Origin of the sequence: Streptomyces sp. NPDC048584, assembly GCF_043199595.1 — a bacterium.
GTDB lineage: Bacteria > Actinomycetota > Actinomycetes > Streptomycetales > Streptomycetaceae > Streptomyces > Streptomyces edwardsiae.
In genome coordinates this window covers 273693-296562 of the sequence record NZ_JBICWF010000006.1, presented here as the reverse complement: position 1 = coordinate 296562, position 22870 = coordinate 273693, and the positions used below count along the sequence as shown (strand labels likewise).

Sequence of the window (22870 nt, the reverse complement as noted above, 5' to 3'; positions counted from 1 at the left end):
CGCAGGAATCCTACAAGGACCGACGGGCCCGATTCGCGCGCACCATGTCGGCGAACAGGCCGTGCACGCGGTGGTCGCCGGTCAGTTCGGGGTGGAAGGACGTGGCCAGCGCGTTGCCCTGGCGGACCGCGACGACATGGCCGTCGTGCTCGGCCAGCACCTCGGCGCCGGCGCCGACGGACTCCACCCAGGGGGCGCGGATGAAGACGCCCTCCACGGGGTCGCCGGTGACGCCCTTGATGTCGACGGCCGCCTCGAAGGACTCGTTCTGCCGGCCGAAGGCGTTGCGGCGCACGATCATGTCGATACCGCCGACGGTCTCCTGGCCCGAGCGCGGGTCGAGGATCTTGTCGGCGAGCATGATCATGCCGGCGCAGGTGCCGTAGACGGGCAGACCGTCACGCACACGTGCGCGCAGGGGTTCCATCAGGCCGAACAGGACCGCCAGCTTGGAGATGGTGGTGGACTCCCCGCCGGGGATCACCAGGCCGTCGACCTCGGCGAGTTCCTCGGGGCGCCGGACCTCCCTGGCCACGGCGTCGGCCGCGGCCAGGGCGACGAGGTGTTCCCGTACGTCGCCCTGGAGGGCCAGAACTCCGATGATCACGGTCACCAGCCGCGGTTGGCGTAGCGCTCGGTCTCGGGAAGGGTGTCGCAGTTGATGCCGACCATGGCCTCGCCCAGGTTGCGGGACGCGTCCGCGATGACCTTCGGGTCGTCGTAGAAGGTGGTCGCCTTGACGATGGCGGCGGCCCGCTTGGCCGGGTCGCCGGACTTGAAGATGCCGGAGCCGACGAAGACGCCCTCGGCGCCGAGCTGGCGCATCAGCGCGGCGTCGGCCGGGGTGGCGACACCGCCGGCGGAGAACAGCACGACGGGCAGCTTGCCCAGCTCGCCGACCTCCTTGACCAGCTCGTACGGGGCGCGCAGCTCCTTGGCGGCGGCGTACAGCTCGTTGTTGTCGTAGCCGCGCAGGCGGGCGATCTCGTTCTTGATCTGGCGCAGGTGGCGCACGGCCTCGACGACGTTGCCGGTGCCGGCCTCGCCCTTGGAGCGGATCATCGCGGCGCCCTCGGCGATGCGGCGCAGGGCCTCGCCCAGGTTGGTGGCGCCACAGACGAACGGCGTGGTGAAGGCGAACTTGTCGGAGTGGTTGACCTCGTCTGCCGGGGTGAGGACCTCCGACTCGTCGATGTAGTCGACGCCGAGGGACTGCAGGACCTGGGCCTCGACGAAGTGGCCGATGCGGGACTTGGCCATGACGGGGATGGAGACCGCTTCGATGATGCCCTCGATCATGTCCGGGTCGGACATACGGGCCACGCCGCCGTCCTTGCGGATGTCGGCCGGGACCCGCTCCAGGGCCATGACGGCGACGGCGCCGGCATCCTCGGCGATCTTGGCCTGCTCGGGCGTGACGACGTCCATGATCACACCGCCCTTGAGCTGCTCGGCCATGCCGCGCTTCACACGGGCGGTACCGGTCGCGGGACCCTGGTTTTCGGAGAGCGTGCTGGACACGAATGACCTCGCTGAGGGGAAAGAGGGGGTTTCTGCAGCACTGAGGAAACGTGAACGGAGCAGTCCACAGCAAGGGCCAATGGGGAGCCGGTGGATCGTTTTCGGTCCGCGGTGGCAGGCCGCGTGCCGTTACGCGGCCCGCTCGATCAGGGCGGCCGGAGGCTCGTCGTCCATCTCGACGGCCATCGGGAAGGGCGCGTGTCCGGCCAGCCGGAACCAGCGCACCTTGCGGTGCCGTCGCAGCGCGCGTGCCGCGCGTACGGCGTCGTTGTGGAAGCGGCGGGCCATCGGCACCCTGCGTACCGCCTCGGCGAGCTCCAGGGCCGCCTCCTCTCCCCCGGGCGCCTCCCGGACCGCGTCCACCTGCTGGGCGTCGGCGAAGACCGCGCGCAGGGCCTGGCCGAGTTCGCTCTCGGCGACCTCGCGCTGCTCCTCGGCCGCCTGCCGCGCGGCGTGCGCGGCCTCGTAGAGCACGATCGACGCGGCGGGGTCGAGCACGCCCGAGGTGGCCAGTTCCTGGGCCACGGAGGCGCGGCGCAGCAGTTGGGCGTCGAGCGCGGCCCGGGCGGCGTCGATGCGGGCGTGCAGCCGGTCCAGACGCCCCGCCGTCCAGCTCAGATAGAGGCCGATGGCGACAAGGGCGACAAGGATCCAAATGAGGGTTGCGGTCACGGGCGGCAAGGCTAGTACCGCCAGGGGCGATCATGCCCCCGGGGGCCCCGGGCCGCCTCGGCGCCACGCGCGGGCCCCGGCCGCCACCGGTGGCGTCCGGCCGTCGGGACAGCACGCCGGGGCAGGCTCCGCGTGCCGTGCGCGGGACACGTCGGCCATCGGTCCCCCAAAGCCGCCCGCCGTGTCCCGGTCCCCACGACAGCGCCCCGAGCCACGCCTTGGACGCGCCATGTGTCCCGGTCCACGTATGCCGCCCGCCGTCTCCCGGCCCTCCCTGGGGAAAGCGGCCCTGGCCGGGCCCCGGGCCACGCCGCAGCCCCGTCACCGGGCGTCACGCCCTGAACGCGCCATGTCCCGCGGAGGCCGCACGGTGTGTCCTGATCCCCCGGAGGCGGCGCCCCCGCGACGGGAACCAGGCCACGCCGCGACCCCGTGCCCGGGAAAGTCGCCCCGGACGCGCTGTCTGCCGGTCCCTCGGAGGCCGCCTCCGCGGAGGCCGCGGCCCGAGGCGGGCTCCCGCGGCCGGGCCGTGTCCGCCGTCCCGGGTGGAGCCCCGGCCCGGGACCGGTCAGTCCCGGGCCAGGCCGAAGCGGGCTCGTAGGCCCGTCGTGCGGTCGTCCGTGGCCACCGCTGCCGCGCCTGCCGTCACCGTCTCGTAGACCGACAGGATGTCCGCGCCGACCGTCGACCAGTCGAAGCGGCGGACGTGGGCGCTGCCGCGTTCGCGGAGTTCCGTCCGGCGTTCCGGGTCGGCCAGGAGCCGTACGGCCGCGTCGGCGAGGGCGTTCGCGTCCTCGTTGGCGAACAGTTCGCCCGCCGCGCCCTGGTCGAGGACCTGTGCGAACGCGTCCAGGTCGGAGGCGAGCACCGGCGCACCCGCCGACATGGCCTCGACCAGGATGATGCCGAAGCTCTCGCCGCCGGTGTTGGGCGCCACGTACAGATCGACGCTGCGCAGGAAGCGGGCCTTGTCCTCGTCGCTGACCATGCCGAGGAACTCCACGCGCGGGCGCAGCTCACGCGGCAGCGACTCGACCGCCTCCTTCTCGTCGCCGCGTCCGGCGACCAGCAGCCGGGCCTGCGGGCGGGCGGCGAGGATCTTCGGCAGGGCCTTCATCAGCACCGGAAGGCCCTTGCGGGGTTCGTCGATCCGGCCGATGAAGCCGATGGTGTCGCCCTGCCACTCGGGCTTGGGTTCGGCCTTCGCGAAGAAGTCGACGTCGACGCCGTTGGGGATGACCACCGCGTCGCCGCCGAGATGCTCGACGAGGGTGCGGCGGGCGTACTCGCTCACCGCGATCCGCGCGCTGATCTTCTCCAGGGCGGCCTGGAGGATCGCGTACGCGGCGATCATCGCGCGGGAGCGCGGGTTGGACGTGTGGAACGTCGCGACGATCGGCCCCTCGGCGGCCCAGCAGGTCAGCAGGCCGAGCGAGGGCGAGGTCGGCTCATGGATGTGGACGACGTCGAAGGCGCCCTCGTGCAGCCAGCGGCGCACCCGCGCGGCGGACAGGAATCCGAAGTTGAGCCGGGCCACCGAGCCGTTGTACGGCACCGGCACCGCGCGGCCCGCCGAGACGACGTACGGCGGCAGAGGCGTGTCGTCGTCGGCCGGGGCGAGGACGGACACCTCGTGACCGAGCCGGATGAAGTAATCGGCCAGGTCACGGATGTGGAACTGGACACCACCCGGTACGTCCCAGGAGTACGGGCAGACGATGCCGATCCTCACGAGGTCCCCTTCTGGTCCTGTACGGGGGCGGCCGCGGGGTCCCGCGCGGGGTCGAGGTCCTTCAGCCACAAACGCTGCAGCATGTGCCAGTCCTCCGGGTGCTCGGCGATGCCCGTGGCGAAGGCGTCGGCCAGCGCCTGTGTCATGACAGACGTCTTCTCGGGCCGTGTACCTGACTCGGGGACCCCGACCGGCGGATGGACCCGGCCCCGCATCACCGTCGAGTCGTCGTACCAGAGGGTCACCGGCAGCAGCCGTGCACCGGTCTGCTGGGCGAGCAGGGCGGGTCCGGCGGGCATCCGGGCCGTCTCGCCGAAGAAGTCGACCTCGACACCGGAGGCGGAGAGGTCGCGGTCGGCGACCAGGCAGACCAGTCCGCCGTCGCGCAGCCGCCGGGCCAGGGTGCCGAAGGTGGAGCCGCCGCTGTGCGGGAGCACCTCCATGCCGAGGCCCTCCCGGTAGGCGACGAACCGGTCGTACAGCGTCTCCGGCTTCAGGCGCTCGGCGACGGTGGTGAAGGGTATGCCGAGCTTCGTGGTGACCCACGCGCCGGCGAGGTCCCAGTTGGCGAGGTGCGGCAGCGCCAGGATGACGCCCTTGCCTGCCGCCATGCCGTCGGTGAGGTGGTGCAGGTCCTTGGCCTCGAAGCCGCCGGCGACGCGCTCGGCGCTCCAGGCGGGGAGCCGGAAGGACTCCATCCAGTAGCGCAGATACGAGCGCATCCCCGCGCGGGAGAGCTCCGCCAGCCGCTCCGGACCCGCGTCCGGCACCACACGCGCGTAGTTGCGTTCCAGCCGGAGCACGCCCTTGCCGCGCCGCTTCCAGGCGAGGTCGGCGATACCCCGTCCGAGGCGTACGGCGACGGGCTCGGGGAGCTTCTTGACGGTGCCCCAGCCGGCGCCGTACAGGGCGTCGGCCAGCCGCTCCTGGGCGCTCACTTCGCGGCCTCGCTCCCCTGGGTCTCCTGCCGTTCCGCGGCCTCCGCCTCGGCGGACTCGCGGCGCACGGTGACCACCCGCTGGATCAGCGTGACCAGGCTGCCGACGGCGACGATCCACAGGGCGACGGGCAGCAGGTACTGGATGCCGGGCACACCGAACGTGTGCAGGCCCGCGAGACCGGCCGCGACCAGCGAGATCACCAGCCGCTCGGCCCGCTCGACCAGCCCGTTGACCGCGACGGGCAGGCCGATCGACTCACCGCGCGCCTTGGTGTACGACACCACCTGACCGCTGGCCAGACAGAAGATCGACACCGCGCACAGGGCGATGTCGTCGCCGCCTCCGGCGTACCAGAGGGCGAAGCCGCCGAAGATCGCGCCGTCGGCGACCCGGTCCAGGGTGGAGTCCAGGAAGGCGCCCCAGCGGCTGGAACGGCCGAGCTGGCGGGCCATGTTGCCGTCGACGAGGTCGGAGAACACGAACAGCGTGATCACGACCGTGCCCCAGAAGAACTCGCCCATGGGGTAGAAGACCAGCGCACCGGCGACCACTCCCGCGGTGCCGATGAGGGTGACCGTGTCGGGGCTGACCCCCCGCCGGATGAGAAACGCGGCGAACGGTGTGAGGACACGCGTGAAGAAAGCACGCGCGTACTTGTTCAGCATGGTCTTCCCGACGGTCGGTAGAGCCACGTGGCCCCTACTGACCACCCGGCGCGCCCAATCGTAGCCACGCACCCGCGCGAGCGACGGCACGGCACCCGAACACCCGCACGGGAAACGGCCCGGCCCGGCCGCCCCCCAGCCCCCGGGGCACGCGTGCCCCACCCGGAGAACGCGAGAAGGCCCCCGGGACCGCCCCGTCATCACGCCCACGCCCGACCCACCGGGCAGAAGCCGCCCTCCGCCCCGCGGGCGCCCGCGCCGGGCTGGCCGGCGAGCCCCGGCCGCGGACACGCGTCGCGCCCGCGTGGGCCGGGCACGAACACCCGGATCGCATCGCCCCGAACGGCACGCGGAGCCGCCCTCTGCGCCCCACCGGCCGCGGCCCCGCCACACCGACACCGTCGGGCTCGGCCCGCCCGGCAGCCGCCGCCCCGCTCCGGGGCGAGCCCGAGGCGACCTCCGGACATGCACGGAGCCGCCCCCTGCCCGCCCCACCGGCCGTGGCCCCGACACCGAGGCTCGGCCCGCCCGGCAGCCGCCGCCCCGCTCCGGAGCGGGCCCGGGGCGGTCCTCCGGACGTGGCCCGCACCACCGTGGGAAGGGCCGGGCGCGCGGCGTTTCGAACCACGTACGCCGGCGCGCCCGGCGCAGGGCCCCTCCGGCTCGGTCGGGCGGAAGGAGCACGGCCCGCGACACCGCCGCGGTTGGTGCCGGGCACCGGGGCAGGGCGTTCCGGCCGTCGGCAGGCGGATGCCGGGGGCCGAGGCCGGCGGCTGGGCGGACCGCCCGCGGGTGAACGCACCGCGTCACGAACGCGCGGGGCGCCCCGGGGTGCCTGCGGCGGGATCGCGTCGTTCGTATGGACGCGTCGTGACGGGAGTGGAAAGCTCGAAGGACCGCGGGCGTCGCCGGAGCCGCACCGCACGCGGATTCCGCGGGTCCGCGCCCACAGTGACCTCACCGTGCACGGGAGGCAGGATCATGGGCGACAAGGCGCACACACACCCCGGGGCCGCCGGCAGGGCACAGGCGGCCGACCACCCCACGTCCGTACGGAATGTGGTGCTGGTCGGCCACTCCGGATCGGGCAAGACCACTTTGGTGGAGGCTCTCGCGCTGACCGCGGGAGCCGTGAACCGGGCGGGCCGCGTGGAGGACGGCGGCACCGTCTCCGACTACGACGACATCGAGCACCGGCAGCAGCGCTCCGTACAGCTCTCCCTGGTGCCCCTCGAATGGGACGGCATCAAGGTCAACCTCTTGGACACCCCCGGATACGCCGACTTCGTCGGAGAACTCAGGGCCGGTCTGCGGGCGGCGGACGCGGCCCTCTTCGTCGTCTCGGCCTCCGACGGCGTGGACGGCACCACCCGCATGGTGTGGGACGAGTGCGCGGCGGTCGGCATGCCGCGCGCCATCGTCGTCACACACCTGGAAGCGGCACGCGCGGACTTCGAGGAGATGACCCGTGTCTGCGCGGAGACCTTCGGCGGCGACGACCCCGACGCCGTACTGCCCCTCTACCTGCCGCTGCACGGCCCGGAGGGACCCGACGGGCACGCGCCCGTGACGGGCCTGACCGGACTGCTGTCGCGGAAGCTGTTCGACTACTCCACCGGCGAGCGCAAGGAGTCCGAGCCCGGCGAGGACCAGCTCCCGCTGATCGAGGAGGCCCGCGGCCGGCTCATCGAGGGCATCATCGCCGAGAGCGAGGACGAGACCCTCATGGACCGCTACCTCGGCGGCGAGCAGGTCGACGTCAGGACCCTCATCGAGGATCTCGAACGGGCGGTCGCGCGCGGCGTGTTCCACCCCGTCCTCGCCGCCGCCCCCGCCACCGACGGCGCCCGCCAGGGACTCGGCACGGTCGAACTGCTGGAGCTGATCACCGGCGGCTTCCCGACCCCGCTCGAGCACGGCACCCCGAACGTGACCACCGTCGACGGCACACCGCGCGAGCTGAAACCCTGCGACCCCGAGGCCCCGCTGGTCGCCGAGGTCGTGAAGACCTCCTCCGACCCGTACGTCGGCCGGATCTCCCTCGTCCGGGTCTTCTCCGGCACCCTGCGCGCCGACCAGACGATCCATGTCTCCGGGCACGGGCTCGCCGACCGCGGCCACGAGGACCACGACGTCGACGAGCGCATCGGCGCGCTGTCCACCCCGTTCGGCAAACAGCAGCGTCCCGTCTCCCACGTCATCGCGGGCGATCTCGCGTGTGTGGCGAAGCTCAGCCGCGCCGAGACCGGCGACACCCTGTCCGCCAAGGACGACCCTCTGCTCATGGAAGCCTGGGACATGCCCGACCCGCTGCTGCCCCTGGCCATCCAGGCACACAGCAAACCCGACGAGGACAAACTCTCCCAGGGTCTGTCCCGGCTGGTCGCCGAGGACCCGACGATGCGGCTGGAACAGAACCAGGACACCCACCAGGTGGTCCTGTGGTGCCTGGGCGAGGCGCACGCGGACGTGGCCCTGGAACGGCTGCGCGGCCGCTACGGCGTCCAGGTCGACGTCGTACCGCACCGCGTGTCGCTCAGGGAGACCTTCGGCGACAAGGCCGCCGGACGCGGCCGGCACGTCAAACAGTCCGGCGGGCACGGGCAGTTCGCCATCTGCGAGATCGAGGTGGAACCCCTGCCGAACGGCTCGGGCATCGAGTTCGTGGACAAGGTGGTCGGCGGCGCCGTGCCACGCCAGTTCATCCCCTCCGTCGAGAAGGGCGTACGGGCCCAGGCCGGCAGGGGAGTCGCCGCCGGACATCCCCTCATCGACGTCCGCGTGACACTCCTCGACGGCAAGGCGCACTCCGTGGACTCCTCCGACGCCGCGTTCCAGACCGCCGGCGCGCTCGCCCTGCGGGAGGCCGCCTCGGACGCGAGGATCCATCTGCTGGAGCCGGTGGCCGAGGTCGGCGTCCTGGTCGGCGACGACTACGTCGGTCCCGTGATGAGCGACCTGTCCGGCCGGCGCGGCCGGGTACTCGGCACCGAGCAGTCACCCGGCGGACGCACCCTCATCAAGGCCGAGGTCCCCGAGATCGAGATCGGCCGGTACGCCATCGACCTGCGCTCCCTCTCCCACGGCACGGCCCGCTTCAGCCGCCGCTACGCACGGCACGAACCCATGCCGCCGCAAGTGGCGGACCGGGTCAGGGAAGAGGCGCGCGCCACCTCGTAGCCGGCGCCGCGAAGCCCCGGTGTGCGCCCGCGTACGCGCCCGCCACCGGGGCGACTCCGGAATGCTTCACTCCGTGGTGAAAAACGGCTTCGGCAGTCCGCCCACAGCGGACAGCGGCTGCGGATACGCTGAAGACCTGATCAACAGGTGTGCGCAGCACGGAAGTCGGGAAGGCCGCAAGACGACAGTCGCGGCGATCGGGGGCGGGAATGACCGTTGAGAGCGGTTACGCGGATTTCTTCGGTCCGCAGGTACCGCGCACGGGCGACGAAGGGCAGACGCCGACGTTCGCGCTGGCCTCCGCCGCCTACCGGGACAACGAAGCGGACGAGATACTCAAGGCCAACAGCGAGTGGCACAAGTCGGCCGTCAGCAAACCCAGGCTGAAGCTGTTCCGGCCGAATCTGGGCGAGGCCTACTCCAGGGCGATCATCGACCGGATGCTGGGCTCCGGCCGCGCACCGCTCATCCAGTCCTTCGGCGCCCAGCCCCAGGTCGTGGTCGAGCACTCGCTCGCGGCACACCGCATCCGCCGCGAGCGGGACAACTGGCTGAGCGCCGTCATGGTCCTGTGCGGGCTGCTCTTCCTGCCCGGCCTCCTCGTCTGGCTGCTCGTCTTCCAGATCCGTACGACGATGGCCAGGCGGGACGACAAACGGGCCGGTGCGCTCGCCACCACCCTGCTGGTCGCGGTGGGCGCCCTCGCCGTGCTGTTCCTGATCCGTATGCCCTTCGAAGGATTCTGGGGCTGGTACGCGCGCGCGTCGGTCGTCGCCCCGGTGCTCGGCTGGTTCTGGGCCAAGCGGATCTGCGAGCGCACGGCGAAGGACCTGCGCGAGCGCTGGGACAGTCTGCTCTCCGGCAGCAGTGTCGGCGCCAAGGTCCCCGAGGCCGTACCGAGCAGTCCCGGCGAGACGGCCGCCGAGCAGTTGCGCCAGTCCCTGGCCCGGCTCAGCGCCGAGCAGCAGTCGAACTCCGTCTTCTACGCCGGCCCCAAGGGCATACTCGGCATGGGCACCCGTTGGGGCAGCTGGCAGCTCGCCGAGGAGCTGGTACCCGCCGACCCGGACCGGGAGATCAACCCGTTCCGCAGCTGGGACGTCATCAGGTCCATCCACGACCGGCTGCGGATGCTGGAGCGCGGACCGCTGCACACCGGCGGCTTCCCCAAACCGTCCGTACGGCACTGGATCGTCACCCCGATCGGCGAGAACGCCGGAGGAGTGTCCCGGCCCGAGGGCACGGACGTCGAGGCGTACCAGATCAAGTCGCACGCCATACAGGACATCTGCAACAAGCAGCAGTTCGGCGCGGGCGACCGGCACTACCTGGGCGTGCAGTGGACGTTGTGGGACGGCCAGTTGGTGATCACGATGCTGATCACGGTGACCGTGCTGCACGAGACGCTGCGCATCGAGGTCACCGGGCACGCGCTGGGGCCGGTGCACTCGCTGTTCACCAGCAAGCCGGCCGCCAAGGAGAAGGAGGTCCAGAAGTCGGTCAGGTTCTGGGAGACCCGGAAGGTGAAGCTCCCGCTGGTCGACTCGGACGAGGTGGTACGCCTGGCCGCGCGGGCGCCGCTGACCTGGTATCCGCCGCTGCTGTACTGGCTCGGCGGCAAGCTGAGCCTGCCGGAGCCGTTCGGGCTGCGGCACGCGTGGGCGGACAAGCCGTGGCGGCACCGGTTCATGGCGGACGACGCGTTGCGGGCGGCTACGCCGGTGTTGCGGGCGGTGCACTCCGCCGCGATCAAGGTGCTGGGGGAGAACGGGGTGGATACGGAGAAGTTCGGGTCTCGGTCGTCGTCCCTGAGCACGGCTGTGCAGGACGCTTCGCCCCGGAAGGCGGATGTCTACGACGCGTGAGCGTTCAGGTACGGGGTGTTGTGGCTGAGCGGGGGGGGGTGCGCGGCTCGGGGCTGACGAGGTGCCTCCCCCGCTCTCGGCTCCGCTCGGGCGGGAGGTACCCCCACCGCCCACCCGTGCCGCCCTGGGCGTACCTCCCAGGCCCTTAAGCACTGCGGCCGCAGCTAAGGTGTCGGCCAGGCTTCCGCGAGCATCTTTCTTGTGTCGGCCAGGAGTTGGGGCAGGACCTTGGTGTGGCCGATCACCGGCAGGAAATTGGTGTCGCCGCCCCAGCGGGGCACGATGTGCTGGTGAAGGTGGGCGGCGATGCCCGCGCCGGCCACGGTGCCCTGATTCATGCCCACATTGAAGCCGTGGGCGCCGGACGCGGTGCGCAGGGCCGTCATCGCCTGCTTGGTCAACTCGGCCAGCTCAGCCGTTTCCGCCTCGGTGAGATCCGTGTAGTCGGCAACATGCCGATAGGGGACGGTCATCAGGTGGCCGCCGTTGTACGGGTAGAGGTTGAGCACCGTGTACACCTCCTCGCCACGCCTGATGATCAGCCCGTCTTCATCGGACTTTGCCGGGATGGAGCAGAAGGGGCACGCGTCGCCGGCATCGGAGCTGCTCGGCTTGTTCTCGCCCTGGATATAGGCCATCCGATGAGGCGTCCACAGACGCTGGAACGCGTCTGGCGTCCCCACTCCCAGCTGCTGTTCCGGCTCACTCGTCATGCGTGCAGCATATGGCGTCCCCACAGGGCCGTGGAAAAGCCCCCCGGGATCGCTCCGGGGGGCCGAGTTCCGCTGCTGCGGGGCTCAGGTCACACCTGAACCCGGCGCTCCACCACGTCGACGAGCTTCGCCAGCGCCTGGTCACGCGGGATGCCGTTCTCCTGCGATCCGTCGCGGTAGCGGAACGACACCGTGCCCGCGTGCATGTCCTCGTCACCGACGATGATCATGAACGGGACCTTCTGCTTCTGCTGCGTGCGGATCTTCTTCTGCATCCGGTCCGAGGAGGAGTCCACCTCGACCCGCAGCCCCTTGCGCCGGGCCTCGCCCGCGAACTCCTCCAGGTACTGCACATGGGCGTCACCCACCGGGATGCCCACCGCCTGGACCGGCGCCAGCCACGCCGGGAACGCGCCCGCGTAGTGCTCCAGGAGCACCGCGAAGAACCGCTCGATGCTTCCGAACAGCGCACGGTGGATCATGACCGGGCGGGTCTTGGCGCCGTCCGCGCCGGTGTACTCCAGCTGGAAGCGCTCCGGCAGGTTGAAGTCGAGCTGGATGGTCGACATCTGCCAGGTGCGGCCGATGGCGTCCTTCGCCTGGACGGAGATCTTCGGACCGTAGAAGGCGGCGCCGCCCGGGTCCGCCACAAGCTCCAGATTCTGCTTCTCGGCGACCTGGCGCAGCGTCTCCGTGGCCTCTTCCCACGCCTCGTCGGAGCCGACGAACTTCTCCGGGTCCTTGGTGGACAGCTCCAGGTAGAAGTCGGTCAGACCGTAGTCGCGCAGCAGGTTCAGGACGAAGGTGAGCGTCTTGTCGAGCTCCTCCGACATCTGCTCGCGGGTGCAGTAGATGTGCGCGTCGTCCTGGGTGAAGCCGCGGGCCCGGGTCAGGCCGTGCACGACACCCGACTTCTCGTACCGGTACACGGTGCCGAACTCGAACAGACGGAGCGGCAGTTCGCGGTAGGACCGGCCGCGCGCGTCGAAGATCAGGTTGTGCATCGGACAGTTCATGGGCTTGAGGTAGTAGTCCACGCCCTCGTCGAGCTGCATGGGCGGGTACATGCCGTCGGCGTACCAGTCGAGGTGGCCCGAGGTCTCGAAGAGCTTCCCCTTCGTCGCGTGCGGGGTGTAGACGAACTCGTAGCCCTCCTCCTCGTGCCGGCGGCGCGAGTAGTCCTCCATGACCCGGCGGACGATGCCGCCCTTGGGGTGGAAGACGGCGAGGCCGGAGCCGATCTGCTCCGGGATGGAGAACAGGTCCAGCTCGGAGCCGAGCTTGCGGTGGTCGCGCTTCTCGGCCTCGGCGAGAAACTCCAGGTGGGCCTTCAGCTCGTCCTTGGTGGGCCAGGCGGTGCCGTAGATGCGCTGGAGCATCGGGTTCTTCTCGCTGCCGCGCCAGTAGGCGGCCGCGTTGCGCATCAGCTTGAACGCCGGGATGTTCCGGGTAGTGGGCAGGTGGGGGCCCCGGCAGAGGTCCTTCCAGCACAGCTCGCCGGTCTTGGCGTCCAGGTTGTCGTAGATCGTCAGCTCGCCGGCGCCGACCTCGACGTCCGCGCCGTCGTCGTGCGAGGCGGAGCCCTTGAGGCCGATCAGTTCCAGCTTGTACGGCTCGTCGGCGAGCTCCTCGCGGGCGGCCTCGTCGGTGACGACGCGGCGGGAGAAGCGCTGCCCGCGCTTCTGGATCTCCTGCATCTTCTTCTCGATGGCCTTGAGGTCATCGGGGTGGAAGGGCTTTTCGACGTCGAAGTCGTAGTAGAAGCCGTCCTTGACGGGCGGGCCGATGCCGAGCTTGGCCTCGGGGAACAGCTCCTGCACGGCCTGGGCCATGACGTGCGCGGTGGAGTGGCGCAGGATGGCGAGGCCGTCGGGGGAGGAGATCTCCACTGCCTCGACGGTCTCGCCGTCCTTGACCTCGTAGGCGAGGTCCTTGAGCTCGCCGGCCACGCGCGCCGCGATGATCGAGCGCTCGCCGGCGAAGAGCTCGGCGGCCGTGGTGCCCGTCGTCACCACGCGTTCGTCCCGCTCGGAATCGCGTTGGATGATCACACGGACGTCTGACACCGGTCTCTCCTGACTGAAGGCTTGGCCGCGGCGCCATACCGGAGCGCACGCATGGGTGCGATCGTACCGACCCGGGCCGTCGGTCCGCGAAATCGGTCCCCGCGGCCGGGCCCACGGGCCTCACCGAAAGAGGGCGGGCGGGTGTCGAAGACGGGGCGTGGTCGTGGCGTGGTCGTACGGGCCTCGGGGGTGCCGCGGCTGACGTGCCGGTCGTTACCGTGGTCCGGGACCGGCTGGGACAGTGAGCGGCAGGCGGCGGCCGGCGGCGTGCGGGTGGCGGCGGCGGCCTGCGGGTGGCCGTCCCGCACGGTCCGCATGCCGGCGGTGGTGGCGAGTGTGCCGCGAGTGGGTGGTGTGCGCTCGGGCGGCAGCCAACCCCGTTCGGGCTGCTCGATGGCCATGGCCAAGCGCCGTCCGGCACAGGCGTCTTCTCATGTGCGTCACTGAACCGCTGGGACCCGTACTCCTGTTGTCGCCTTGCGGCGTACGGCGCAAACAGCCCGGGTATCACCTTTCCGGGCAGTGGGCTGTGCGCCGGCTGCCTCTGGCGAGTGAGGGGTTGGTGGGTATGGCGTGCTGGTACGAGGGGCCGCTGGCCGCTTTCGACACGGAGACGACGGGTGTGGACGTCGAGAGCGACCGGATCGTGTCGGCCGCGCTCGTCGTGCAGGACGCGCCGGGTGCGCGGCCGAGGGTGACCCGCTGGCTGGTGAATCCGGGGGTGCCGGTGCCGGCCGGGTCGACCGAGGTGCACGGTCTGACGGAGGAGCATCTGCAGCACAACGGCCGCTGGCCCGCGCCGGTGATGTACGAGATGGCTCAGGCGCTGGCCGAGCAGGCGGCGGTGGGGCGGCCGCTGGTGGTGATGAACGCGCCGTTCGATCTGACGTTGCTGGACCGGGAGTTGCGCCGGCATCGGGCGTCGTCGCTGGATCGCTGGCTGGACCGGAGGCCGCTGCTGGTGCTGGATCCGTGGGTGCTGGACAGGCATCTGGACCGTTATCGCAAGGGCGGGCGCACGCTGTCGGATCTGTGCGCGCACTACGGCGTGGCGTTGGAGGGGGCGCATGACGCGGCGGCGGCCGCGGTGGCGGCGCTGGAGGTGACCCGGGCGGTGGGGCGGCGTTTCGCGTCCCGGCTGGAGCGGCTCACCCCCGGGGAGCTGCACGCGTTGCAGGCGGTGTGGCATGCGGCGCAGGCGCGGGGGCCGCAGACGTGGTTCGCGCGCACGGGCGCGGACGAGGAGGTGGATCCGGCGTGGCCGCTGCGTCCGGAGCTGCCGGCGGCGGCGTGAGCGGTGGCTTCGAGGGTGCAAGAAAGCCGGTCCGTCGGGGACGGACCGGCTTTTCCCGGTGGGCGATACTGGGTTCGAACCAGTGACCTCTTCGGTGTGAACGAAGCGCTCTCCCACTGAGCTAATCGCCCGGGAACGGACTGAACAATACAGGTCCGGGGAGGCTTCCTTCAAACCGCTTCCAGGTGGGCGGCGAGACCTCGCTCTCCGGCTCGCATCATCAAAGTGTGGTTGGCGCGGAGGATCGGGCGGGCGGGTACGGCGAGCAGGCGCAGGAGACGTTTGCGGACGTCGACCTCCTGCTCGTAGTGGGCGAGAGCGCGGTCGGCGCCGAGGCGGGTGACGGTCCAGCGGGCCCAGCCGTCGATGTCGCCGGACAGGCCGACCTCGAGGATGCCGGTGTCCGGGTCGCGGCGCCCCTCGCGCACGGTCGAGGTGAGGTCGTAGGGCAGGAGGGAGCGGATGGTGACGATGCCGCTGGTGTCGTCGAGCCGGGTGACGTCGCGTACCTGGGGCCACCACAGCGGGTAGTCCTCGATCCGCCCCAGGACGTGGAAGACCACGGGGGCGGGCGCGGACAGGGTCCACAGACTGCGGAAGCGGTAATGGTTCCAGTCCATGGTCGCAGTGTTCCCGTCCGCGCCCGTTGTGTGCGTCTACGGCATGCGGTCCCCGAGGAGTGACAGCAGTTCGATGGCGGCGAGGCCGTAGAGGGCGGTGTCGTTGGTGGAGACCCAGGTGGCCTCACCGCCGGCGACGAGGGCGGTGGGGCCGCTGATCCTCTCGGTCTTCCAGGGTGCCGATTCCTTGTAACCGTCGGAGTCGTAGAACTTCTGCCAGGCCCGCTCGGCCAGTTTCCGGTCGCCGGTGCGTACGGCGGCGTAGGCGTCGAGGCGGGAGTGGCCCTGGAAGAGGATCAGGCTGCCGAAGTCGGCGCCGTAGCGCTCGGCCTGTTCGGTCTTGCCGGCGTTGAAGTAGCGGCAGTAGTCGTAGTAGGCCTCCTCGAACTCCGGCATGTCGACGAGGTCGATGAGTTCGGCGCACAGTTCGTTGAGACCGAAGACGGCGGACAGATGGGACACCTCCACCTTGGGGGTGTCGGCGACGGCGAATCTGCCGGTGTCGAGGTCGTACAGGCCGCTGCCCTGGACGAAGCCGTTGGGCTGGGCGGCGATGGTCTCCATGGTGGAGAGCACGCGGGCCCTGGCCTTCTCCCACTTGGGGCCCTTGCGTTCCCATTCGGTGAGCCAGGCGGAGACCAGTCCGCTCCAGTCGGTGCCGAAGCCGATGGACAGGGCGCCCGGGTCGGGCGTGTAGGGCTCGGTGCGGATCTTGCGCAGCGGGTCGAGGGCGAGGAAGGTCTCGTCGGAGTCGACGTTGGCGTGCATGAGGTCGCCGACGCGTTCGTCGGCGGTGAGGAAGTAGTAGTAGCGGCGGTAGGTGGTGTTGGCGATGCGCTGCTGTTTGGCGCTGTCGGCGTAGTGCTGGACGCCGTGCCGGGTGCCGAGGCCGGCCCATTCGCCGATGTGGTAGACGTCGACCTCGCCGGTGTGACGGGTCATGGACTCGGCGAAGCGGAAGATGTCGGCGCGGCCGGAGCGCAGGTAGGCGTACCAGAGCCACAGGTCGGGCGAGAGTTCGGAGTTGTCCCAGGCGTAGCCGCCGACGTCGTACCGCCACTGGTGCCGGACGGTGTCGTAGGTGTGCATGATGTCGCCGTAGTCCCAGAAGCCGTACCAGCGGCGTTGCTCCACCTGGTCCTTGTAGTAGGTGAAGAGGAAGTCGAGGTGGTCCTCGATCTTGGCCTTGGCGGGGGTGGAGCGGTCGGGTTCGGCGTACAGGCCGGGGCCGAAGACCTTGGCGCCGATGAGCTGCTTCGGTGGGGCGGCGAGCTGTGGGAGGACGCGTACGGCTTCGATCTGTTGGGCGAGTTCGTCGGCTGTGGGGGTGGACGCGTTGGCCCAGAAGAGGAGTTCGGAGGTGCGGGCGATTCCGTAGGGGGTGCCGAATCCGGGCTCGTAGTCCTCGTAGGTGATGTTGAGGCCCTCGAGCTGTTCGGGGAAGGTGTCCTGGCCCATGCCGTCGTGGTAGAAGCGCAGGTCCATGGGCTGGGCCTCGGGTGACCAGAGCCAGAGGGTGACCTCGGCCTCGTCGGTCTGGGCGTCGCGGATGTCGAGCTGGGCGGGGTGCTTCTCCCAGAAGTCGCGCAGGCCGAAGGAGAGGCCGCCGCCGGCTCCGCCGACGTAGCCGAAGCCGGAGGCACGCCGGCCGCCGCCGGCGCCGATCCAGCCGTACCCCTTCTTGGTGCGTTTGCGCAGGGTGAAGCCGTCGGCGGAGAGCTGGGAGAGGGTGTAGTCACCCCATTCGGGGATGTACTGGAGGCGGGTGGTGACGCGCTGGTCCCAGGTGGCGGGGTCGGGCAGTCTCCCGCCGGCGAACTGGGCGGCCTGTACGGCGGCTCCGGGGTCGCGGCGCAGTCCGGTGATGCCCTTGACGGCCTCGCGGAGCAGTCCGGTGCCTTCGCCGCCGAGGCGGATGTGGCGGTCGTAGGACTCGTCGCGCATGGGGACGGTGAAGCGGACGCCGATGCCGCGCAGGAAGTCGCCGCTCGCCTTGCCGGGTTCCTGCTTTCCGTCGTAGGTGATGGTGTGCACCATGCGGAAGGAGTCGGCGCCGGCGTAGAAGTAGAGGCGGACGGAGAACGGCAGCAGGCCGTGGTGGCCCCGGCGGTGCTTCCCGTCGACGCGGACGACCGCGCGGACGGGGCCGTCCTGTTCCACGGTGACGTCGGAGATGGCGCCCTCGAAGCGTTCGGTCCTGACGGTCGTCTGGTCGCCGTCCTCGACCTCGGGCTGGCGCAGGACGACGAGGCGGCCGTTCCTGGCGATCTCGGTGGTGCCGCGCCGGACGGACTTGACGATGGTGGTGCCGGACGTGCCGATCCTGGCGGTGATGACCCCGGTCGATACGTCGATGGTGCCGCCGTGTCTGTCGACGGTGACCTTCTTCTCGGGCGCGGTGGGCGCCCCGGCGGTCAGGGTGAGCTTGCCGGAGCCCGAACTCACGGCGTGGGCGGTCCACTTGAGGGAGCCGTCGGGCCAGTGGGCGAGGGGCCAGGACTGGACGGGTACGGATCTTCCGTCGGCGTCGGTCAGGGCGAAGGTCTGGTCGTCCTGGTGGACGCCCTTGGGCCAGGGCACGCCGACGGTGGAGCCGGGGGCCGCTCCGAGGCCGCCGTCCTCCAGCCAGTTCAGGGTGACCGGGTCGGCGGCGGCTTCCGCGCGGGGTGCGGCGGCGGCGTTCTGGGTGCCGAGGGCCCAGCTGAACTGGGCGGCGGCGCCGGCGACGGCTGCCGCCTTGAGCAGGGCTCTGCGGGGGACGGGGGACATGGCCTTTCCTTTCCATCGCGGTGATGCATGGGGATGTCAAGGGCATGACAGACATAGGTGCGGCGCCGGAGCGCCGGCCTCGGGATACGGGTACCGCCGCTCAGCGCTGCCGGTACCGCTCCTCCACGGCGACGGCCGCCGCCGCGACGGCCCCGAGGACGGGGACCGCCAGCGGCGGGACGAACCAGGCGGACAGGACCACCACGCCCAGTCCGCAGACGACCAGGAAGGATCCGGCGGGATCGAGTACGGTCCGCCGCCCGGCCTCCGCGAGCAGCGGCCGCCAGGACGCGCCGGGCGTCCAGGCGGCGGCCGCCCGCAGCAGGGCCACGACGGCCCCGATCAGCGCGAAGACACCGACGGTCCCGACGAGCGGCCCGCCGGGCAGCCCGGCCCGGACGGCGAGGACGTCCACCCAGACCGCGGCCGCCACCGCCCACCCGGCGAGCCCGACGGCCCACCCGCCGCGCCCGGCCGTACGGAAGTCGGCGGCGAACTCCCGCAGGCCACCGCCCTGATGGGTGGTACGACGCCGCAGGTGCCGTGCGCCGGCGGCGAACGCGGCCGGGTAGGTGACGACGCCGAGGCAGGCGACGGCGATCCACACGCCGGTGAGCAGGCACTCGGCGAACACCGAGAAGCGCTCGCCGAACACCGGTTCCCTGCGCGGGGCACGGGCCTTCACGCGTGCTTGCGCCATGGTGACCGCCTCAGCCCTTCAGTCCGGAGGTCGCCATCCCGTCGATGAGATAGCGCTGGAAGGCCATGAAGAAGGCGACGACCGGTACCAGCGCCACCAGCGACATCGCGATCATGCTGCCGTAGTTGGAGACGCCCTCCTGGTCGCGGAACATCATCAGACCGAGGGAAACCGTGTACTTCTCGGGGGTGTTGAGGTAGATCAGCGGCCCCATGAAGTCGTTCCAGGCGTTGATGAAGGTGAAGATGGCGCTGGTGATGACGGCGGGCCGGCTCAGCGGCAGCACGATCGACCAGTAGGTGCGCAGATGGCCGCAGCCGTCGAGCTTCGCGGCCTCGTCCAGTTCCCTCGGCAGTCCGCGCATGAACTGCACCATCAGGAAGACGAAGAAGGCCTCGGTGGCCAGGAACTTGCCCGCGACCAGCGGCACCAGGGTGTCGGTGAGCTCGAGGTTGCGGAAGAGCACGTACTGCGGGATGAGCAGGACGTGGTACGGCAGCAGCAGCGTGCCGATCATCAGGGTGAAGAGCAGGTTCCGCCCGGCGAACCGGATCTTGGCGAAGGCGTACGCGGTCAGCGAGCTGGAGAGCACCACACCGATCACGGCGAGGACCGCGTACATCAGCGAGTTCCAGAAGAAGCTGCCGATGGAGATGCCGGAGATGCCGTCGGCGAGCCCGGAGAAGTTCTCCCAGACCGGCGCGGTGGGCAGCAGGTCGAGGCTGGCGATGATGTCCTTGCTCGGCTTGAACGAGGCGCCGATCACCCACATCACGGGGTAGAGGACGACCGCGAGGACGGCGAGCGCGCCCACGTGCCAGACGAGCGATCCGTAACGCCGCCGCCCCTTCGCGACGGACAGGGCGGGGCTGGTGGTGGCACTGGTCACTTGGCGGCCTCCTCGTAGTGCACCCACTTCTTCTGCGACCAGAACAGGACCGCCGTGACGAGCGCCACCGCGATCACCAGCGTCCAGGCCATCGCGGAGGCGAAGCCCATCTGGGCCTCCTTGAAGCCCTTCTGGTACAGGTAACAGGTGTAGACGAGCGTGGCGTCGGCGGGCCCGCACCGGGTGTCGGAGACGACATAGGCGGAGCCGAACACCTGGAACGCGTGGATGGACTCCAGCAGCACGTTGAAGAACAGCACCGGGGAGATCATCGGCAGGGTGACGTTCCAGAATCTGCGCAGCGGTCCCGCACCGTCCATCTCGGCGGCCTCGTACAGTTCCTGCGGGACCTGCTTGAGGCCGGCCAGGAAGATGACCATGGGCGCGCCGAACTGCCAGATGCTCAGGGCCACCAGGGCGTAGATGACGTAGTCGGGGTTGCCGATCCAGCCGCCCACGTCGAGGCCGAAGATCTTCTGCGTACGGTCCACGACGGCGTCGTCGGAGAACAGCGCCCGCCACACGAAGCCGACGGAGACGCTGGCGCCGATGAGCGAGGGCATGTAGAAGGCGGCCCGGTACAGGCCCTGTCCGCGTCGCCGCTGCGCGAGCAGCAGCGCCACACCGAGCGCGAGCAGCAGTTTGAGCGGGGTCGCCACGACGACGTACTTGAGGGTGACCTCGACCGACTTCTGCCAGCGCGGGTCCTGGAACATCGTCGTGAAGTTGTCCAGGCCGGTCCACCGGGGCGGCGTGAACAGGTTGTAGCTGGTGAACGCGTAGTACAGCGACGCGATCATCGGGCCCGCCGTGAGCAGCAGGAAGCCCGCGATCCACGGCGACATGAAGAGATAGCCGGCGAGATTCTCGCGGCGTCGCCCGCGCCGCCCGGCGGCGGGAGCGGCGGGCCGCTTCCCGGCCGGGCGCGCGGGCGCTTCCTTGACGAGCGTCATGGTCGTACGTCCCCTCAGCCGGCGAACGCGGCCTTGGCCTCGCTGAACAGTGCCTTGGCGGCGTCGGCCGGCTTGGTCTTGCCCTGGGCGACCTCGCCGCCGATGCGCAGGAACGCCGCCTCGATGACGTCGGCGCCCGACGGGTGCGGGGTGATCTTGCCGAGGACGCCTGCCTTCGCGACCTCGTCCTCGTAGGCGGCGACACCCTTGTTGTTGGCGTCGGCGGGCTTGAACGCGTCGTACTGCTCGGTGGTGGCGAGGATGCCGCGGTCGTAGCCCATGATCTCGCCGACATCGGGGTCGTGGACCATGAAGTCGATGAACTGGGCGACTTCCTTGGGGTGCTTGGTCCCGGAGAAGGCGCTCAGCATCAGCGAGCCGAGGTACTGGCCGGTGTCCTTGCCGTTTGTGGTGGGGATGGGAGCGAGACCGTAGTCCGACTCGCCCTCGCCCTCGTAGCGGATGGAGAAGTTGTCCCAGGTGAACTCGGACGCGGCGAGGCCCGCCGAGAGCGCGGACTTGGGCTTGGCCTGTTCGACCTTCTTGGGGTCGGCGACCAGCCCGGACTTCACTCGCTTGTAGCCGTCCTCCCACCACTGCGTCAGATCGTCCTCGGTGAAGCCGAGATCGCTGTCGGTGAAGAAGGCCTTGCCGTTCTGCCGGAGGTAGAGGTCGTAGAGGTACATGATGCTGAAGTAGCCGGTGTCACCGGCGATCCTCAGCTTGTCCTGGATGGTCTGCAGCGCGGCGAAGTACTCGTCCCAGGTCCAGCCGAACCTCGCCTCCACACCGGCCTTCTCGAAGGCCTTGAGGTCGATGACGAGCGCCATGGTGTTGGCGCCGACGGGGACGGCTATCTGCTTGCCGTCGACCTGACCGTTGGCCAGCACGCCGTTGCGGAAGTTGTCCAGGCTCAGATTCCCGGCGTCCGCCTGGGTCTTGAGGTCCAACAGAACACCGCGCTTGTCGTACTTACGCAGGAAGCCGACCGCATTCTGGAAAACGTCCGGGGGATTTCCACCGGAGGCCTGGGTCTGGAACTTCTCCCAGAACGCTTCGTAATCGGTGAATTCGGGCTTGATCCTGATCTTCGGGAACTTCTTCTCGAAGAGCGCGATCGTCTTCTTGATGGCGATGGTGCGCGGCTCGCCGCCCCACCACGCGTAACGGAGTTCGACCGTCCCGTCCCCCGAACCGCTGTCGCCGCCGCACGCGGTGGCCGTCGCACCGATTCCCGCGACGGCGAGCGAGGCCCCCGCCGCTTTGAGGATCGTCCGCCTCTCCACATTGCCACCCTGCTGCATATGAGCCTCCCCGCGACGTTCGCGTCCGCCTCATGAATCGTTTCAAGTAAGCGCTTGCTGGCACAAGTTACGGAGGGCCTCCGGGCACGTCAATGATTCGGACAGGAATTCATCTGCGGCTCTGCGGGGCGATGGCGGCCGGGGTCGCGGACCGCGGCCGGAGGCCGGCCGCAAACGCCCAGGTGACACCCCTGCGACCGACGGGCCGAACAGCTTCGGGGCGGCGGGAGGGACCGCGCCGGAAGGTCACGGTTGGATGAAGGGGAGCGGAAGCGGAAGCCCCGGACGCGCGGGAGCCGCTCGCTCCGCGACACGACGAAGCGGCCCGGCTCACTCATGGTGAGCCGGGCCGCCTGATGATCCGGTGGGCGATACTGGGTTCGAACCAGTGACCTCTTCGGTGTGAACGAAGCGCTCTCCCACTGAGCTAATCGCCCGGACGCAGGGAGAACATTACCCCATGTCAGGGGGTGCCCGTGACCAGCGGGAGCCGGGCCGGACGACCCTCTCCGCCGCTCACTGGTCCTTGATCTTCCAGGGCATCTCGAGGCCGAACTTCCACAGGTAGATCCCGGCCAGCACCCCGATGATCACCACCCCGATGGAGGTCAGGATGATGTTCCGGCGCCGCACTCTGGGATCCAGCGCGCGCTGCGCCGCCTCGGTGACCTTTCGCTTGGTCCAGCGCAGCACCAGCTGGGCCCAGACGAACTCGGTGGCCCAGATCGCCATGCCACCGAATATCACGACCCAGCCCGGCCCGGGCAGGGGCAGCATGATGATGCCCGCCACCACGACCGCCAGGCCGACGATGAAGACCCCGACCTGCCAGCTCAGATGCAGTGCGCGGCGCGCTTTGACGAATTCCGGTGCCCTGGAACCGAGCCCCCGCTCGGCCTGGCCCTCGCCGTCGCCGTCGGCCGCCGTCGCCCCGTGGGCCGCGACGGCGGCCTCGCCAGGCTTGTCACTCCCCGTGTTCATACGCC

General features: G+C 70.4%; 18 protein-coding genes and 2 tRNA genes. 3 read left to right on the top strand and 17 right to left on the bottom strand.

Features of this window, described 5'->3' with window-relative positions:
- Positions 1-10: 10 nt before the first annotated feature.
- From pdxT to pgsA, 6 genes are all read right to left on the bottom strand, one after another.
- Positions 11-616 (bottom strand): pyridoxal 5'-phosphate synthase glutaminase subunit PdxT, encoded by a 606-nt coding sequence (gene pdxT / locus ACGFR9_RS16310; protein ID WP_030221697.1) that lies wholly within the window; start codon positions 614-616, stop codon positions 11-13.
- Positions 610-1521 carry a pyridoxal 5'-phosphate synthase lyase subunit PdxS gene (gene pdxS / locus ACGFR9_RS16305; protein ID WP_393208224.1) on the bottom strand — a complete coding sequence of 304 codons (912 nt, stop codon included), beginning with the start codon at positions 1519-1521 and terminating at the stop codon, positions 610-612. The genes pdxT and pdxS overlap by 7 nt, the downstream gene beginning before the upstream one ends.
- 129 nt (positions 1522-1650) lie before the next feature.
- Positions 1651-2193, bottom strand: coding sequence for a hypothetical protein (locus ACGFR9_RS16300; RefSeq protein WP_393208221.1), 543 nt, complete (start codon positions 2191-2193; stop codon positions 1651-1653).
- Positions 2194-2761: 568 nt separating this feature from the next.
- On the bottom strand, positions 2762-3925 hold the full coding sequence (locus ACGFR9_RS16295) for a glycosyltransferase family 4 protein (protein ID WP_393208218.1): 1164 nt from the start codon (positions 3923-3925) through the stop codon (positions 2762-2764).
- Positions 3922-4863 carry a phosphatidylinositol mannoside acyltransferase gene (locus tag ACGFR9_RS16290; RefSeq protein WP_393208215.1) on the bottom strand — a complete coding sequence of 314 codons (942 nt, stop codon included), beginning with the start codon at positions 4861-4863 and terminating at the stop codon, positions 3922-3924. Before ACGFR9_RS16290 ends, ACGFR9_RS16295 begins: the two co-directional genes overlap by 4 nt.
- Positions 4860-5531, bottom strand: a complete 672-nt coding sequence (gene pgsA, locus ACGFR9_RS16285; protein WP_393208566.1) for a phosphatidylinositol phosphate synthase — start codon at positions 5529-5531, stop codon at positions 4860-4862. Before pgsA ends, ACGFR9_RS16290 begins: the two co-directional genes overlap by 4 nt.
- A 981-nt stretch (positions 5532-6512) precedes the next feature.
- On the opposite strand from pgsA, the gene ACGFR9_RS16280 reads away from it, so the two are divergent.
- Both ACGFR9_RS16280 and ACGFR9_RS16275 read left to right on the top strand, forming a co-directional pair.
- Positions 6513-8711, top strand: a complete 2199-nt coding sequence (locus ACGFR9_RS16280; RefSeq protein WP_393208213.1) for an elongation factor G-like protein EF-G2 — start codon at positions 6513-6515, stop codon at positions 8709-8711.
- Between the two features lie 209 nt (positions 8712-8920).
- Positions 8921-10576: a hypothetical protein gene (locus ACGFR9_RS16275; protein ID WP_393208210.1), complete on the top strand. Its 1656-nt coding sequence runs from the start codon at positions 8921-8923 to the stop codon at positions 10574-10576.
- Between the two features lie 164 nt (positions 10577-10740).
- On the opposite strand, the gene ACGFR9_RS16270 is transcribed toward ACGFR9_RS16275, so the two are convergent.
- Positions 10741-11289 (bottom strand): HIT family protein, encoded by a 549-nt coding sequence (locus ACGFR9_RS16270; RefSeq protein ID WP_393208207.1) that lies wholly within the window; start codon positions 11287-11289, stop codon positions 10741-10743.
- An 89-nt stretch (positions 11290-11378) separates the two neighbouring features.
- The gene (gene thrS, locus ACGFR9_RS16265) at positions 11379-13355 is read right to left on the bottom strand and encodes a threonine--tRNA ligase (protein ID WP_393208204.1); all 1977 of its coding nucleotides are present in this window, start codon (positions 13353-13355) and stop codon (positions 11379-11381) included.
- 568 nt (positions 13356-13923) lie between these two features.
- On the opposite strand from thrS, the gene ACGFR9_RS16260 reads away from it, so the two are divergent.
- On the top strand, positions 13924-14649 hold the full coding sequence (locus ACGFR9_RS16260; protein WP_393208201.1) for a 3'-5' exonuclease: 726 nt from the start codon (positions 13924-13926) through the stop codon (positions 14647-14649).
- A 59-nt stretch (positions 14650-14708) separates the two neighbouring features.
- On the opposite strand, the gene ACGFR9_RS16255 is transcribed toward ACGFR9_RS16260, so the two are convergent.
- From ACGFR9_RS16255 to ACGFR9_RS16215, 9 genes are all read right to left on the bottom strand, one after another.
- Positions 14709-14780: transfer RNA gene (locus tag ACGFR9_RS16255), tRNA-Val, on the bottom strand.
- A 39-nt stretch (positions 14781-14819) separates the two neighbouring features.
- Positions 14820-15269 (bottom strand): SRPBCC family protein, encoded by a 450-nt coding sequence (locus ACGFR9_RS16250; protein WP_311645361.1) that lies wholly within the window; start codon positions 15267-15269, stop codon positions 14820-14822.
- A 36-nt stretch (positions 15270-15305) separates the two neighbouring features.
- Positions 15306-18038: a Tat pathway signal sequence domain protein gene (locus ACGFR9_RS16245; protein WP_393208197.1), complete on the bottom strand. Its 2733-nt coding sequence runs from the start codon at positions 18036-18038 to the stop codon at positions 15306-15308.
- 100 nt (positions 18039-18138) lie between these two features.
- On the bottom strand, positions 18139-18738 hold the full coding sequence (locus ACGFR9_RS16240; protein ID WP_393208194.1) for a hypothetical protein: 600 nt from the start codon (positions 18736-18738) through the stop codon (positions 18139-18141).
- Positions 18739-18748: 10 nt separating this feature from the next.
- Positions 18749-19627, bottom strand: a complete 879-nt coding sequence (locus tag ACGFR9_RS16235) for a carbohydrate ABC transporter permease (protein ID WP_393208191.1) — start codon at positions 19625-19627, stop codon at positions 18749-18751.
- Positions 19624-20580: a carbohydrate ABC transporter permease gene (locus ACGFR9_RS16230; protein ID WP_393208188.1), complete on the bottom strand. Its 957-nt coding sequence runs from the start codon at positions 20578-20580 to the stop codon at positions 19624-19626. The genes ACGFR9_RS16235 and ACGFR9_RS16230 overlap by 4 nt, the downstream gene beginning before the upstream one ends.
- Positions 20581-20594: 14 nt before the next feature.
- Positions 20595-21884, bottom strand: a complete 1290-nt coding sequence (locus tag ACGFR9_RS16225; RefSeq protein ID WP_393208185.1) for an ABC transporter substrate-binding protein — start codon at positions 21882-21884, stop codon at positions 20595-20597.
- A gap of 365 nt (positions 21885-22249) precedes the next feature.
- Positions 22250-22321 (bottom strand) — tRNA-Val (locus tag ACGFR9_RS16220).
- 79 nt (positions 22322-22400) lie between these two features.
- On the bottom strand, positions 22401-22865 hold the full coding sequence (locus ACGFR9_RS16215) for a TIGR02611 family protein (protein WP_393208183.1): 465 nt from the start codon (positions 22863-22865) through the stop codon (positions 22401-22403).
- Between the last annotated feature and the right edge of the window lie 5 nt (positions 22866-22870).

Bases quoted from the DNA above. Each gene is read 5' to 3' on its own strand.
- ACGFR9_RS16280 (WP_393208213.1), top strand. From the start codon at position 6,513: ATGGGCGACAAGGCGCACACACACCCCGGGGCCGCCGGCAGGGCACAG.
- ACGFR9_RS16215 (WP_393208183.1), bottom strand. From the start codon at position 22,865: ATGAACACGGGGAGTGACAAGCCTGGCGAGGCCGCCGTCGCGGCCCAC.
- ACGFR9_RS16240 (WP_393208194.1), bottom strand. From the start codon at position 18,738: ATGGCGCAAGCACGCGTGAAGGCCCGTGCCCCGCGCAGGGAACCGGTG.
- ACGFR9_RS16225 (WP_393208185.1), bottom strand. From the start codon at position 21,884: ATGCAGCAGGGTGGCAATGTGGAGAGGCGGACGATCCTCAAAGCGGCG.
- ACGFR9_RS16275 (WP_393208210.1), top strand. From the start codon at position 8,921: ATGACCGTTGAGAGCGGTTACGCGGATTTCTTCGGTCCGCAGGTACCG.
- ACGFR9_RS16245 (WP_393208197.1), bottom strand. From the start codon at position 18,038: ATGTCCCCCGTCCCCCGCAGAGCCCTGCTCAAGGCGGCAGCCGTCGCC.
- ACGFR9_RS16230 (WP_393208188.1), bottom strand. From the start codon at position 20,580: ATGACGCTCGTCAAGGAAGCGCCCGCGCGCCCGGCCGGGAAGCGGCCC.
- ACGFR9_RS16250 (WP_311645361.1), bottom strand. From the start codon at position 15,269: ATGGACTGGAACCATTACCGCTTCCGCAGTCTGTGGACCCTGTCCGCG.
- pgsA (WP_393208566.1), bottom strand. From the start codon at position 5,531: ATGCTGAACAAGTACGCGCGTGCTTTCTTCACGCGTGTCCTCACACCG.
- ACGFR9_RS16260 (WP_393208201.1), top strand. From the start codon at position 13,924: ATGGCGTGCTGGTACGAGGGGCCGCTGGCCGCTTTCGACACGGAGACG.
- ACGFR9_RS16270 (WP_393208207.1), bottom strand. From the start codon at position 11,289: ATGACGAGTGAGCCGGAACAGCAGCTGGGAGTGGGGACGCCAGACGCG.